Origin of the sequence: Mycolicibacterium tusciae (assembly GCF_002086795.1) — a bacterium.
Taxonomy (GTDB): domain Bacteria; phylum Actinomycetota; class Actinomycetes; order Mycobacteriales; family Mycobacteriaceae; genus Mycobacterium; species Mycobacterium tusciae.
Genome location: NZ_MVIM01000013.1, coordinates 112859 through 126038 on the forward strand (window position 1 = coordinate 112859; position 13180 = coordinate 126038).

The following is a 13180-nucleotide window of genomic DNA, read 5'->3' on the forward strand; positions in this document are numbered from 1 at the left end:
GGCGTCAGCGCGGGTACCGGCATTGGCCCCCATCATGCCAGGTCGGCTATAGCGCTAACCGGTGGCGGCCAGACCGGCCGCCAGAGCGAGCGCCACGGCCATCACCGCCAATTCGACCAATGAGCGGGATCGCGACAGCACGGCGGTGCTTCGGTGCGTCCGTGCCGCGGGAACCCAGATCGTGCGGTTACGCCAGCCCATCACCATCAGCACCGCCGCCACCGCCACCTTGGCCGTCAGCAGCCGGCCGTAGCCGGTGGAGTACAACTCGGCGGGCGACCCGAGCCGGTCGACCGCCGCCACCGCGCCGCCGAGCAGCAGCGCCAGGACACACCACAGGGACAACTGGGAGAATCGCGGCAGCACGCGCGCCCACTGACCGCGATGGTCGACCGTCAGCACCAGGCCCGCCAGCGCACCGCACCACAGCGCGGCCGCCAGCGTGTGAACGGCCAGCGCCAGACCGCCGAGCGCGCTTTCGAAGAAGTGACCCGTGACCAGGCGGCTCGTCAGGCCGACCGCGGAAAGACCGACCACCACGACATTGACCGCCGCGGTACGCGGCGCCGCGACCGTTGCCACACATAGCGCTGCGGCGGCCGCAACAGCGAGGATCCCGGCGCGCCCCGCCGCGGTGTCCACCGCGAAATCGATGGTCGTCGATGCGCCCAGTCGCCAGACCGGGACCGCGCCGGCTTGGGCAGCCACGGCGATCAGTCGGCCGAGTTCGGCCACCAGCCAAACCGCGCCCGCGGCGGACAACGGCACGGTGGTGCGACCGACGAATTCGCGGCGGTGGCGCTCGTCATCGAGCATCGGCACGACCGCGAGCCCGAGACAGACGACCGCCGCGCAGTCGGCGACCGCACGTACGAGCGTCACCGGCAGTGAGTTCTGCGGGTACGCCAGCGCCCACGCCACCACCGACGCGGCGACCACCACCAGCGTCCCGCCGGCCAGCGCCGCGGAACGTCTCACGTCCGGCGCCGCGCCGCCCACAGAACACCGGCACCGACGATCAGTACGGCGCCGACGTAGAAGGGCCACACCGGAACTCCGCCGTCGTCCTCGGATGTACCGGACGAATCAGCGGCCGGTGGCGCGGCACCGGCAGGCGGTCCGGCGACACCGCTACCCGCCGCAGTCAGCTGAAACGACCACGAGCCCGAGACGACATGGCCATCGGCCGATGTGGCGCGATAGTTCACGGTGTATCTGCCCGAGGGGCCGAGCGGACGGACCCCGACGCTGATGACGGTGCCGTCGACCGCCGGCTCACCGGTGGACCACAGGTTGCCGTCGGGACCGACCACCGTCATCGCCGCGAACTGGGGTTGCATCTCTTCGTTGAACGTCGCGCTGACCCGGTCCGGTGCCTGCGGCAGTGAGGCATTCTCGCCGGGGTCGGACGCGATTAGGGCGGCGTGCGCGGCAGCGACACCGGCATTGCCCAGTGTTCCCACCGCCAGGCCGAATATCAGAACCGCGACGGCGGCAAGGTGCGTAGCAGCTCTCATTCGATTGTGCGCACGTCAGACCAGGCCGAGCCGGGCCATCAAGTCGGCGTCGATGCCGTCGAGTTGCTTGGCGATGGCGGCGTGGGCCGAACGGCGCTGCGCGAGTGGCATGTTCTCCGCCGCGGCGACGGCGGCCGACAGATCACCGAGGCGATCGGTGATTGCCGCGACGAACTGTTTCGTTTCGGCGTCCTTGGGCTTCTTCTCGGCGACCATCCGCAGCGACTGCTCGGCACCGGCGATCCGCGCCGAGAGTTCCCCGCCTTGGCCGGAGAACTGACCGAGCTGGCTCAGCGGAACACCCAGGCGGGCAGCGCGGCGCTCGTCGGCGTAACCACGCGCTGCGATAGAGGCCCGGTACACCAGCGGCACCGCCACCGGTGCGAGCAGCCGGGTGATCGTGAGGGCGCGGCGAATTCTGGTGGGCGAGAACAACTTACCTTCGCGCGCGGCCTTCAGCTGCAGGTCCGCGACCTTGAGCGCGGCCCGGTCGGTCTCGCGCTGGGCCCTGAGTTGAGCCTTCAGGGCGCGCGTTTCCGACCGGTGCTCGGCCTTGATGCGGCGAGCTTCGTTCTTGGCCGCCAGTCTGGCCTCGAGTTTCGCCTTCGCCTTGATGGCGCGGGCCTCGGCCTTTCGGGTGGCGCGGGTTTTGCGCTTGAACAGGCTCATCCCAGCAGTCTCCCGGTCGCGTTGTCGATGCCGCACAACACTATCTCCCGGTGCGTGTCACCCGTGGCCCTGGCCCGAGACGATGCCGATTTGGTCGTGGGCAAACCGGCCAACGCACCTGTGCGACAATCGCTTGACGGCAAATCCGCAGCGGCGATGCGTGTGATGGGTGGTGCAGAAGTGGGTTCGCGTGTGGGCATCGCCGCGGCCGGCTTCCTCGTCGCTTACGGGTTGTTGGTCGGCGGTGCCGGCAATATTCCTGCGAATGCGACCCCGGCGCCCGGCTCAGTCTCGGCCGACGACGGGGATGACGGCAGGACCGAATCCGGGCAAGACGGGGGAGCCCCGTCGGCGGCCCGGCCGGGCGGCCGTGGCCACGCGTCGCCGGGCGCCGGATCTCGAGGGGACGAGCCAGACGGTCGTAAGCCGCGTGAACGCAAATACGGAAGCGGACGCGTGCCCCATCAGAAGCCGCAGACCGAGGACGGCGGTGACGCCGAAACGCCGCCCAAAGAGCCACCACGGGAAGAACCGCCCGGCGAGGAAGATCCCGACGACTGCTGGCCATGGCCACCCGGACCGCGGCCCGACCCGTCGCCCCCCGGTAACGGTGGAGGTGCGGGCCCCCCTATCCGGCCGCCGGCGGGTCGGCCGCATGCGCCGCCGATGCAACTGCCGCCACATCTGCTGCCCGAGCACACGCCGTCGCAGCCGGGCGTGGTCGACGCCGAACCCGGCATCGGCATCGCCGCGCCGCAACTTCCGGTCGCGCCGATCGCCCTACCCATCGTCGTGGCGCCCCCGGTGGCACTCCCTGGTGGCGCAGCTCCGCGCGGGCTACCGACCGAGCCGGTCCCGGCGTCGCCGCGCGGACCCGCGACCGAACCGCCCGCCGGGCGGCAGGCGCCGCCTGCCGAGACGGCCAGCAACGTCGCGGCCCCACCCCCGTCATACCGCGCCGGGTACACCGAATACCTGCGCAACGCAGGGATTTCACAGGTTGCCCTCGTGGCGGCACCGGGGCTCGCAGGCATGGTGCTTCTCACCGGTGTCGGTGGCCTCGTCGGCTACCGACAGGCAAAGGCGGGGCACGCGGTACGCGCCGGAGGCGCCGCAAGATTTGTGGACTGAACTGTCGGGGAACCGCTGCTTCGGCGGCCCGAACAGCGCATAGTGGATTGGTCGAAAGGGGGAACGTATGCCCGCCAGCCGCAACGTCACCCGTGCCGTGAGTGCGGTCCTGGACCTCGCTCCGCGCCACGGGGAGGTGTCGCTCACCCGGCTAGTCGATGCGGTCGGTAAGGACAGGGGGCGTCCGATCGAGCTGAAGACAGCCGATTTGCCGCCCGGGGTGTGCGGGCAATGGCGTCAATACGCCGATCGCGACGTCTTTCTGATTCAGAAGGGCCTGCCGGCATGGGACCGCACCCTCGCACATGAGCTCGGCCACTTGGTCCTCGGGCACGAGGGCATGCCGGTTGTCGAGGCCGCCCTGGAGAACACCGAGATGGCCAGCTCCGAGTTGATCGGCTACATGCTGAACCAGCGCACCGGATGTATGGGACCCAATGGCGAAGACGCGGAGCAGGAAGCCGAGGACTTCGCGGCGCTGCTGCTGTATCGGTTGGGGCGGTTGCCCTCCGATCGCGCCTCCATCGTCCAGGTCCGGCTCGGAGAGGCGTTTGGTTGATCATCTGGGTGATCGCCGGTCTGCTCGGATTGGCCACCGGTTTACGTATCGGATGGGCGCTGGTCAACAAGCAATCACTGGTGAGCACCGCGATGATCCTCGCGCTGGGAAGCCTCGGGTTGGTCGCCGCACTGAACTGGCAGCCCCTGACGCTCCTCGTCGACACCGTCCTGCGGTGGCCGAACATCTCGATGGGCCTGTCGCAGGTGGCGCTCGTGATGTGCGCGGCGGGCAGCTGCGTGATGATCACCACCGTCGCGTCCGGGCGTAAGCCGGCCACCATCCGCAGGATCGCGCTCGCGCAGTACACCGTCGCGGTTGTCATCGCGGTGGTGAGCCTGGTGACGTTCTTCTCGGCGGAGCAGCAGCCGGAGATGGCGCCCGAGGAGTATCTGCAGCGGACCCTGGCCGCGGACGGCAACTCGCTGCCCTGGCTGTTGCCGCTGCTGTACGTACTGCTGGCGCTGACGCTGGTGTCGTGGGCCGGACTGCGGTACTCGAACCGCAGCCGTCGCGGCAGGGCGTTGTTCGTGTTCACGGTCGGCATCGTGCTGATCGTCTTCGCGTCGGGATTCTTTTTCTTCCGGGCCGTGGGCCGGACCGGACCCGTGGGGGTGGGCGCCGCGGCCACCCTGCTCGGATGCGCGATGCTGGTGGTCGCCGCGGGCTCGCTGCTGCCGAGCATCGAGGACTGGTTCGGTGCGCGCCGCGAGCTCAGGGTGATCCAGCCGCTGCTGGGCGAACTGGGGCGCCGGCATCCGGATGTCGGAATCGGCGTGCGTCCCCGCGGTCCGCTCGCGTTCCGGGTGGCCGAACGGATGTCGTTGATCTCGGATGCGTTGTTCCTGGAGGCGACGGCTGCCGATGTCACGCGAAAGCGGGTAGGCCCGACCGGTGCGCTCGCCGATCGTGACGCCGAGGAGGACGACGGCGACATCGACGGGGAGGACGCCGAGATGGAGCCGCCACCGGTGTCACCCGAGGAGCAGGCGCACGCCGTCGCGCTGTGGATCTACGCCGGCCGCGAGGGTGCACGGAAAAACGGGGACCCGAAGTTCCCCGGTTTGAGATGGTTGCGGCAGCCCAGCGTCTACTCGGACCGCGAATGGATCCTCGAGATTGCCACGCAGTACCGCACGCTCGTGAGGTCAGAGAAGTCTTCTACATAACGACTTCGCCGGCAACCGTAATGCCGGCCACGGCGGGCTAATCGTCCAGATGCTCCTGGCGACGCAGCTCATCGACCTTCTGGACGATGTCCTGCTGGGCCTCGACAGACAGGCCGACAGTGCGCGCCGCAATGCGACGGACGCCTTCGTCCCGCATGTTCGCGAGCCAGGTGAGCTCCTTGTCCAGCTTCTCGTAGTACTCGTCGTCGGTGAAGTACGCCGGCTTGATACGGAAGAAGTTGGCAAGGGCAGCCATGGTCGCTGCAGAGGGGTTGGTTCGGTTGCCAGAGCGCAGCTGCGACAGGTACGGAGCGGACATCGTCACGCCCTCGGACTTGAGTGCAGCGATCACCTCTGCGGAAGTGTGCGGACCGCGACCGGGCGGGTAGACCGTGTCGAAAAGTCTGTTTAGACGGGCGGCGAACGTCTTGCTCATCGGTATTGACCTCCACATGCGTAGACGAGCGGACTATTTGGCGGCGTATTTGCTGATCATCGTAGCGAGTGTTGTGCCCAAACCCAAGTGCAAACTAGGAAAGTTAACCCACCTTCCGCGATCTCAGGGCTCCCCCACCAGTGGCGACATCGTCAGAGTACGCAAGAACGGCGGTCGCATGGCGCGGTCGGGCAAATAAGTTCGACATCGTCAAAATTGCCGCACTCGGGGGTGTTGTCCCGATTGCCACAGTAATCCCGATTTTCACCACTGGCAACGTCCATAGTCAATGACAATGGCGGATCGAAGATTTGCTGTTTGTATGCAAATGGCGGGTTCGCATCCGCACGGGCAATAGTTGCGGGCGGCGCGGACCCGCGCTAGGGCGAATTGCACGAGGACGGCGCCGTCGATGCGGCGGCCGGCGCCGAATCTTGCCTCCGGGCGAAGCGAATCAGCGCCACGGTGCCGACGACGACGACCACCGACCCGGTGACCGCCAGCGCGACCCAGCGCAGCCCGAGCGCGCCGTCGAAGAGCAGCCAGAGGCCGAACACCAAGAACAGCATGCTGGCGAGCCTGTGCAGGAAGCCCTCGGGCAGTCGCTTGTGCAGCAGGACGCCCGCAGCGATCGCGACGCCGTCGGCGAGCACCATTCCGACGGTGGCCCCGATCCAGACGCCCAGCCAGTTGTGATCGCTGGCAAGGGTGACGGTGGCAAGCATCGTCTTGTCGCCGAGCTCGGCGAGGACGAAGGAGGAGACGATCGCGAAGATGACAAAACGTGGCTCGGCGACGCGGACCTCATCGGCGCCGTCATCGGCGCGGCCCTCACGCCACGTCCAGATCGCGAACAACAGGAAGGCGATGGCACCGGCAAAGGCGATCGGTCGGTCGGGAAGTGTCAAGCCGAGAAAATGGCCGATCGCCACCGACAGTCCGTGCACGAGCGTGGCGGCGATCGCGACGCCTGACAACACCACCCACCATCGATGGCGCAGTGCGTAGGTCATGGTGATTAGCTGCGACTTGTCGCCGAGTTCGGCCACGAATACGACCGCGAGACTGATGAGAATTGCGGTAACCATGGGTTGGGCACGACCTTTCGACCAAACAACGGTCGAAGGTCTCGCCCACCACCCCTCGTGCTGAGAAGCGGTTCGTCGGCCGGGCTTGCGCCAGTATGTCGACACGACGATTGGGGGCTACTCCCCTTCGCTGATAACTCGACTGTAGCGGCGGTGATGGCGACACGCCAGTCAGCACAACGATTTCGGGTAGCCGAATCGACCGTTCAGGTCTGCGGGTTCGGATGCCTTCGAAAACCCTTACGCGGCAAGGAGCATGGCAAGGATCGCGGTGTCGGGGTGGCTGATCGGGTCGACACCGACCCGGCTCACCATCGACGTGACGGTGCCGTCGGCCTCTGCCTCGACCCAGGCCGCGCGATGTTCGAGACCCAGGTGGGGGAGGCCGGGCAGCAGTACGCAGCCCGAGGCCGCACCCGAACACTCCGGCAGCGACGGCATGGTCTCGGACGGCGGATGCAGCATCAACAGGGCCGGTGGCTGATGCTCTGCGAAATACCCTGGCGGAACCGCCGATTCGCCGACGACCGTACCCTCGGCGACGACGAGGCCGACGGTGTTGGGCTCGGGTTCATCGGGTAGCTCTTCGCGCGCACCGAAAATCGTTGTGGTGGAAAGTAATCCAGGAAGCGATGCCACGCGGACGGCGACCATGAGTAGCTGTGCCCACTCTTTGGTGGAATCCGGCCAGCGGCCCGAGATCACGAAGCCCTTGAGTGATCCGCGCGAATGAAAGGGGGCGATCTCGATCGCCCGACCAGACTCCATTTCCATCTCGCCTCCGCACCATCGTTGTTCGGTGAAGCCCGACACGACTGTGGGTCGATCAGACCAGAATGCGCAGGTTCTCACCGGCGCGCAAGCGGACACGCAATCATTGGTCGCGGCTGCCTGGTGCCCGGACCGTGTAGACGACGCGATAGGTGCCTGCCGCGGACACCCATCCCAGTTCGTGGGAGTCGACGGCACCCGGCGCTGTGGGATTGTCCGACCGAGCTTCGAATATCGCTTTCGGGCCGGTGCCGTACACGTCGCCGACTCGTTTGACGAGCCAACGGGTGGACCGGCGAGGGTCGCGGAACAACCGCAACTGGCCGGTGCGGGGTACGCCGTCGCGCCATGCGACCAAGCCGTCGCCCGGTCGCAGCGCCGGGCGCATCGAGTCCTCGACAACCCTGAACAAACGCAATGGCCAACGGGGTGGAGGATGGTTTCGCGGCACCCTCGAAGGGTAGGTTAGGGCCATGCTGCATCGACTCATGAACAACGCCACCCCTGCCCACGCCCACTGCGACCTGTACTGCGGTGTTTACGATCCGGCCCAGGCCAAGATCGAGGCGCTCTCGTGTCTGAAGACGATCCAGAAGTACCACGACTCCGACGATGACCATTTCAAGGCCCGCGCGATCATCATCAAGGAGCGCCAGGCCGAAGAGGTCAAGCACCACCTGATGGTGTTGTGGGCCGACTTCTTCACCAAGGACCACTTCGAGCAGTTCCCCAACCTGCACCAGTTGTTCTGGGACGGCGTGCACGGCGCGGGTGACGTCAAGAAGTCTCTGGACGCCGCCGTCGCCGAGAAGCTGCTCAAGACGATCGACGAGATCGCCGACATCTTCTGGCAGACCGACAAGGGCAAGCAGATGGGCGTCTACCCGCCCGCTTAGCGACTGACATGGAGACGGGCCTGCTCACCGCGAGCAGGCCCGTTTTTCGTGCTAGTGAGGATTTCCCGGAGCGACGTCGATCAGTACAGGACGATCAGGGCGAGCACGCCCAACAAGACGAGCGCGATCACACCGGCCCGCATACAGGCCATCAACTGGCCGCGGGTGTAGGTGTTCGCGGAGGAATGCCACTCAGATGGCGGTACCGCGGACCCCGGCCCAATCGGATGCGACGACGTCATTAACAGCTCCTGACCTGCACGATCGATACCCTCCCCGGTGAGATCGGTCACAAAACCACGTAGTGACCGCGATCATAACCCCTGCGGTTCGTCGGAAGAAATCGGCGCGGAGAAGTGTTTAGAACTGCAGGTGGGGGGTACAAAACACTCGACAGCCGTCAAGAGGCGGATGGTTAGCCTGACGAGGTATTTCGCTCAGGCTCGCTCCGGCTGTTGATTGTCGGCTTGATCACATCCCAGTTTATCCACAGTGATCTTGAGCAACCACACAGATTCACCGGCTCAGGCTCCTTTTGTCCTGATCTTGGGCCTGTGGATGAACCTGTGGAAACTGTGGATAGCCGGGAATTGCTGGCCTGGGCGGACCCGCCGCCATATGCGAGCATTGGCGGATGGACTCCGACGCGGTCCCGCAGGCCGACATCGCCACCGTTCCGGCGAACTTCGACGAATCGGTGATCTTGCTCGACGTTCGCGAAGACGACGAGTGGCAGCGCGGCCACGCGCCAGGCGCCCGGCACATCCCGATGGGGCAGATTCCGGCCCGTATCGCCGAGATCGACACCTCAGCCACGTTGTACGTCGTGTGTGGGGTCGGGGGCCGCTCGCAGCGGGTCGCCGAATACCTGGCGCAGAACGGGTACGCGCCCATCAATGTCAGCGGTGGCATGCACGCGTGGGCGGACGCCGGACGACCGGTGGTCACCGACCACGGTGATGCGGGCGTCGTCTGAGCAGTCGCCGACAATCGCTGGCTAGGCTGGTCGGATGATCCAGGTCTGTTCCACGTGCGGAACGCGCTGGAACGTGCGCGACCGCCGAAGGGACTGGTGTCCGCGTTGCAACGGCGCGCTGCTCGCGCCGACGGGTCCAGACCCCGCTGGGCTGGGGACCCCACCGTCAAGGTCAAGTAGGAGACTGCCGCCGGGGTATCGATGGATCGCGGTGCGTCCGGGATCGGCGCCACCACCGCGCCCGACTCGTCGCCCCCTCGGTCCGACCCCGCGCTACGCGTTCATCCCGCGTTGGGGCCTCGTCGACCGTTTCGACTCGATCGATCAGCAGCAGCAGGCGCCGCAGCGCCCGGGCCCGTCCGCCGGGATCGTGCGAACCACCCTGGTCGCGACCATGGCCGTGCTCGGTGCGGCGGCGCTCGCGCATCTGGTGCGCTACGCACTGCTCATCGTCAATCGCAGCATGTTGCTGAACCCGTGGGTGGCGGGTGGGGTGACGTGGATCGGCGTCGTGCTCAGTGTCATCGCGATGTTCATGGTGGTCGCCAGCGCGGTTGTGCTGACGAATTGGCTGATCGGCCGCAGGGCCGCCGCCTACGCCTACCGGGGACAGCCGGACCCGCGGTCGCTGTGGTCGCTTCGAGCGGGTTGCCTTGTGCCCGTCGCCAACCTGGCCTGGGCGCCGGTGTTCGTCATCGAGCTGGCGGGCGTCGAGGAGCGGTTCACCTGGCTCCGCAGACCCATCGCGGTGTGGTGGCTGGTGTGGGTCGCCAGCACCACGGTGTCGGTCTTCTCCATTGCGACGAGCTTCGCCACCGAGGCCCAGGCCATCGCCGACAACACGGTGACGACCACCGTGGCGTATCTGCTGGCGCTGGCGGCCGTTTTGCTCGCCATGAAAGTGTTCGACGGGTTCGAGCGCCAACCCGTCGAGAAGCCGTCCAAGCGCTGGGTGATCGTGCCCGACGCCGCCGTGAACACCGAGAGGCGAAGCGACACCGAACCCGAGAATGCGGCTGCGGTTGAGTCCGAAGGCCAAAACCCGGCAGCATAGGTACCTATGAACTCGGGCGACGGCACGCTCGCCGGCCATCCGTTCGTCGTGGCGCACCGCGGTGCGTCCGGTGAGCGCCCCGAGCACACCCTGGCTGCCTACGAGTTGGCACTGAAGGAAGGTGCCGACGGCGTCGAATGCGATGTGCGGCTGACCCGCGACGGTCATCTGGTCTGCGTGCACGACCGCAGGGTGGACCGGACGTCCAACGGAAGCGGACTGGTCAGCGAGATGACGCTGGCTCAGCTGCGCGAATTGGATTACGGCGCTTGGCATCCCAGTCGGGAAGTCCACGGTGCGACCCCTGACACGGGACTGCTGACACTCGACGACCTCGTCAGGCTGGTGCTGGACTGGAACCGCCCGGTGAAACTCTTCATCGAGACCAAACATCCCGTCCGCTACGGCGCGCTGGTCGAAAGCAAGGTCCTCGCACTGCTGCATCGATACGGCGTCGCGACGCCGGCCTCGGCCGACCTGTCGCGCGCCGTGGTGATGTCGTTCTCGGCGGCAGCGGTGTGGCGCATCCGGCGCGCGGCGCCGATGCTGCCGACCGTGCTACTCGGCGAGACGTCGCGTTTCCTCGGCGGCAGCGCCGCGACGACCGTCGGCGCGACCGCGGTGGGCCCGTCGATATCGACGCTGCGCGAGCACCCCGAACTGGTGGACCGCGCCGCCGCCCAAGGCCGAGCGTTGTACTGCTGGACCGTCGACCACTACGAGGACGTGCGCTACTGCCGAGACGTCGGCGTCGCCTGGGTGGCGACGAACCACCCGGGCCGCACCAAGGACTGGCTGCAGAACGGACTGACCGGGGTGCAGAGCGACTAGAGCGCGCCACCCGCCGCCCTGGGCGTTGTCGCCTGTCAGGGCTGTGCGTCGATGACGTCTTGTGGTACCGGCGCGTCGGTTTTCAGCGCGGCGAACAATTGATCGGCGACCTCGCTGTTCCACACCACGATCGATCCCGAATCGCCCTCGGTGAACTCGCCGATCGGCACCGTCGTCGTCGTGACGTCCCCCCGCAGCGCCCAACCGAGCCGCGCCAGGTCCCAGACGTGGTCCTCCTGGCCGACGGTGACCGCCCCCGATGCCGCGTGCGCCATCGGATACCAGCGCAGCGGGTTCAGCCACACCGCGGGACTGGCGGCGCGGTGCAGCAGGGCGGACATGAACTCGCGCTGATTCACCATCCGGTCCAGATCTGCCCGGGGCGTGGCCCGGGTGCGGACATAGCCGAGCGCGGCGCGGCCGTCGAGCTTCTGACAGCCCGCGGGCAGGTTGATACCCGCCAGCGGGTCGTCGATCGGCTCGGCGGGGCACATGGTCACCCCGCCCACCGCGTCGACCATGACGGCGAACCCGTCGAAACCGATCTCGGCGTAGTGGTCCAAGCGAAGCCCGGTGGCCTGTTCTACGGTCTGCGCCAGCAGCGGCGCCCCGCCTTCCAGGAATGCCGCGTTGATCTTGTCGCTGCCGTAACCGGGGATGTCCACGTACGAGTCGCGCGGGATCGACACCATCGTCGTTGGCGTGCTCGATCCGAGACCGGGGATGTGGACCAGCAGAATTGTGTCGGTGCGGCCGCTACCGAGGTCGCCGCCGGTGGCCAACTCCGCCTGTTGTTCGGGTGTCAGCGCCTGTCGACTGTCCGACCCCACGAGTAGCCATGTCGTACCTGAGCCCGCAACGGGTCGGTCCGGGTAGTCGGCCAGTGCCGGTATGCGGTGCAAAGACGAGTCGATCCAGACTCCACCGCCCACAATGGCGACGACGAACAGGAGCAGCAGAACAACCAGCATGCGGCCCCAATGACGTTTGCGCCGAGGCTTTTTCGGCGCCGGCGGCGCTGGTGGACGGGCCTGCGGTGCCGGCGGCCGCGCCCGTGGCGGTGGCGGTGGCGGCCGGTGCGGCGGTGGCGGCCTCCGCTGCGGCGGTGGCGGCGGTGGCGGCGGGAGTCGATGCCGAGGATTCGGCGGGTTCGGCGGGTTCGGTAGCGCTGACGGCCGGTAGTTGGGATCGCGCCGGATCACCTGCGACGGCTCCCGGCGTCGATACGGGTCGAAACCCGGGGGCTGCTGCCGGTTGTCGTCCACAGCAAGAATGTACGTCGGCCGGACCCTACTGCAGCCAGTTCAGCTGGCCCGCCGCCAATGCGTACCCGACGAATGCGACCGCGTCGATCAGCGCGTGCGCGACGATCAGCGGCCACAACCGTCCGGTGCGCAGGTACACATAGCCGAACACCAGGCCCATCGCCACGTTGCCGAGCCCGGCGCCGAAACCCTGATACAGGTGGTACAGACCGCGCAACAGGCTGGTGATGATCACCGCGGCCAGCGGGCTGATCCGCAGCTGGCGCAGGCGGGTGAGCAGGAACCCGACGACGATCACTTCCTCGGCCCAGCCGTTCGCGAACGCGACGAGCAGCAGCACGGGGATGCGCCACCAGGTGTCGTACAGCTCCGCGGGTTCCACCGAGGCGTTCATGCCCAGCACTCGTGAGAGCAGATAGAACGCCAGGCCGGGCAGCCCGATCAGCAGTGCCAGGCCGACGCCGCCAAGGAGGTCGGGGCGCCACTGGATTCTGCCCAACCCGATTTGGGCGGGACCAAACCCGCTGCGCCACAACAGGTATAGACCGAGAGCACCCCACGCCAGTAGCTGGAATACCCACGAGAGGTTGAGCCCGAGGTCGATCAGGTCGAATGGTGACCGGCGCGGATTGAGCGCCACGACCTGTCCGGACAGCCCGAGCAGGACCGCCTCGATCAGGTTGAGCAGGGCGGTGTACGCCGACAGTCCGAAGGTGACCGCCAATACGACGACGATCTCGATGCGCAACCCACGGCGCTGCGGGTCTGTCAGGTCGTCGGGGAGGCCGGTCACCGGGCCAGGCTAGCGGCCCGGCCGC

General features: G+C 67.3%; 17 protein-coding genes. 7 read left to right on the plus strand and 10 right to left on the minus strand.

What is annotated here, in order from left to right; translation table 11 throughout:
- Positions 1-54 precede the first annotated feature (54 nt).
- Genes BST47_RS21825 through BST47_RS21835 form a run of 3 tightly spaced genes read right to left on the minus strand, consistent with a single transcriptional unit; the run spans position 55 to position 2186 of the window.
- Complete coding sequence (locus tag BST47_RS21825) at positions 55-999, minus strand: CopD family protein (RefSeq protein WP_083127738.1); 945 nt, start codon at positions 997-999, stop codon at positions 55-57.
- Positions 975-1517, minus strand: a complete 543-nt coding sequence (locus BST47_RS21830; RefSeq protein ID WP_083127739.1) for a copper resistance CopC family protein — start codon at positions 1515-1517, stop codon at positions 975-977. Before BST47_RS21830 ends, BST47_RS21825 begins: the two co-directional genes overlap by 25 nt.
- A gap of 15 nt (positions 1518-1532) precedes the next feature.
- A complete protein-coding gene (locus tag BST47_RS21835; RefSeq protein ID WP_083127740.1) occupies positions 1533-2186 on the minus strand; it encodes a DUF6474 family protein in 654 nt (217 codons plus the stop codon).
- A gap of 180 nt (positions 2187-2366) precedes the next feature.
- Here BST47_RS21835 and BST47_RS21840 point away from each other — a divergent pair, with 180 nt between their 5' ends.
- The 3 genes from BST47_RS21840 (at position 2367) to BST47_RS21850 (ending at position 5045) form a co-directional block, all read left to right on the plus strand.
- Positions 2367-3317: a hypothetical protein gene (locus BST47_RS21840; RefSeq protein WP_165799834.1), complete on the plus strand. Its 951-nt coding sequence runs from the start codon at positions 2367-2369 to the stop codon at positions 3315-3317.
- A gap of 67 nt (positions 3318-3384) precedes the next feature.
- Complete coding sequence (locus BST47_RS21845) at positions 3385-3876, plus strand: ImmA/IrrE family metallo-endopeptidase (protein ID WP_083127742.1); 492 nt, start codon at positions 3385-3387, stop codon at positions 3874-3876.
- On the plus strand, positions 3873-5045 hold the full coding sequence (locus BST47_RS21850; protein ID WP_083127743.1) for a hypothetical protein: 1173 nt from the start codon (positions 3873-3875) through the stop codon (positions 5043-5045). The genes BST47_RS21845 and BST47_RS21850 overlap by 4 nt, the downstream gene beginning before the upstream one ends.
- Positions 5046-5082: 37 nt before the next feature.
- On the opposite strand, the gene BST47_RS21855 is transcribed toward BST47_RS21850, so the two are convergent.
- The 4 genes from BST47_RS21855 to BST47_RS21870 form a co-directional block, all read right to left on the minus strand.
- Positions 5083-5481 (minus strand): transcriptional regulator, encoded by a 399-nt coding sequence (locus BST47_RS21855; RefSeq protein WP_083127744.1) that lies wholly within the window; start codon positions 5479-5481, stop codon positions 5083-5085.
- Between the two features lie 380 nt (positions 5482-5861).
- Complete coding sequence (locus BST47_RS21860) at positions 5862-6569, minus strand: TMEM165/GDT1 family protein (protein WP_083127745.1); 708 nt, start codon at positions 6567-6569, stop codon at positions 5862-5864.
- Positions 6570-6809: 240 nt separating this feature from the next.
- A complete protein-coding gene (locus tag BST47_RS21865) occupies positions 6810-7343 on the minus strand; it encodes a peptidase (protein WP_083127798.1) in 534 nt (177 codons plus the stop codon).
- A gap of 100 nt (positions 7344-7443) precedes the next feature.
- Positions 7444-7728, minus strand: coding sequence for a S26 family signal peptidase (locus tag BST47_RS21870; RefSeq protein ID WP_207568660.1), 285 nt, complete (start codon positions 7726-7728; stop codon positions 7444-7446).
- 85 nt (positions 7729-7813) lie between these two features.
- Between BST47_RS21870 and sodN the strand changes: the two genes are divergently transcribed.
- Positions 7814-8236: a superoxide dismutase, Ni gene (gene sodN, locus BST47_RS21875; RefSeq protein ID WP_083127747.1), complete on the plus strand. Its 423-nt coding sequence runs from the start codon at positions 7814-7816 to the stop codon at positions 8234-8236.
- A gap of 80 nt (positions 8237-8316) precedes the next feature.
- Here the strand turns inward: sodN and BST47_RS21880 are convergent, their stop codons facing one another.
- Complete coding sequence (locus BST47_RS21880) at positions 8317-8529, minus strand: hypothetical protein (protein WP_083127748.1); 213 nt, start codon at positions 8527-8529, stop codon at positions 8317-8319.
- A 341-nt stretch (positions 8530-8870) separates the two neighbouring features.
- Here BST47_RS21880 and BST47_RS21885 point away from each other — a divergent pair, with 341 nt between their 5' ends.
- The 3 genes from BST47_RS21885 to BST47_RS21895 are packed head-to-tail and all read left to right on the plus strand — an operon-like array spanning position 8871 to position 11097.
- Positions 8871-9212, plus strand: coding sequence for a rhodanese-like domain-containing protein (locus BST47_RS21885; protein WP_083127749.1), 342 nt, complete (start codon positions 8871-8873; stop codon positions 9210-9212).
- A 34-nt stretch (positions 9213-9246) separates the two neighbouring features.
- Complete coding sequence (locus BST47_RS21890) at positions 9247-10266, plus strand: DUF4328 domain-containing protein (RefSeq protein ID WP_083127750.1); 1020 nt, start codon at positions 9247-9249, stop codon at positions 10264-10266.
- A gap of 6 nt (positions 10267-10272) precedes the next feature.
- Complete coding sequence (locus BST47_RS21895) at positions 10273-11097, plus strand: glycerophosphodiester phosphodiesterase (protein ID WP_083127751.1); 825 nt, start codon at positions 10273-10275, stop codon at positions 11095-11097.
- 35 nt (positions 11098-11132) lie between these two features.
- Here BST47_RS21895 and BST47_RS21900 read toward each other — a convergent pair whose 3' ends face one another.
- Positions 11133-12371, minus strand: coding sequence for an LCP family protein (locus BST47_RS21900; protein ID WP_420094054.1), 1239 nt, complete (start codon positions 12369-12371; stop codon positions 11133-11135).
- 16 nt (positions 12372-12387) lie between these two features.
- Positions 12388-13155 (minus strand): CPBP family intramembrane glutamic endopeptidase, encoded by a 768-nt coding sequence (locus BST47_RS21905; protein ID WP_083127753.1) that lies wholly within the window; start codon positions 13153-13155, stop codon positions 12388-12390.
- Between the last annotated feature and the right edge of the window lie 25 nt (positions 13156-13180).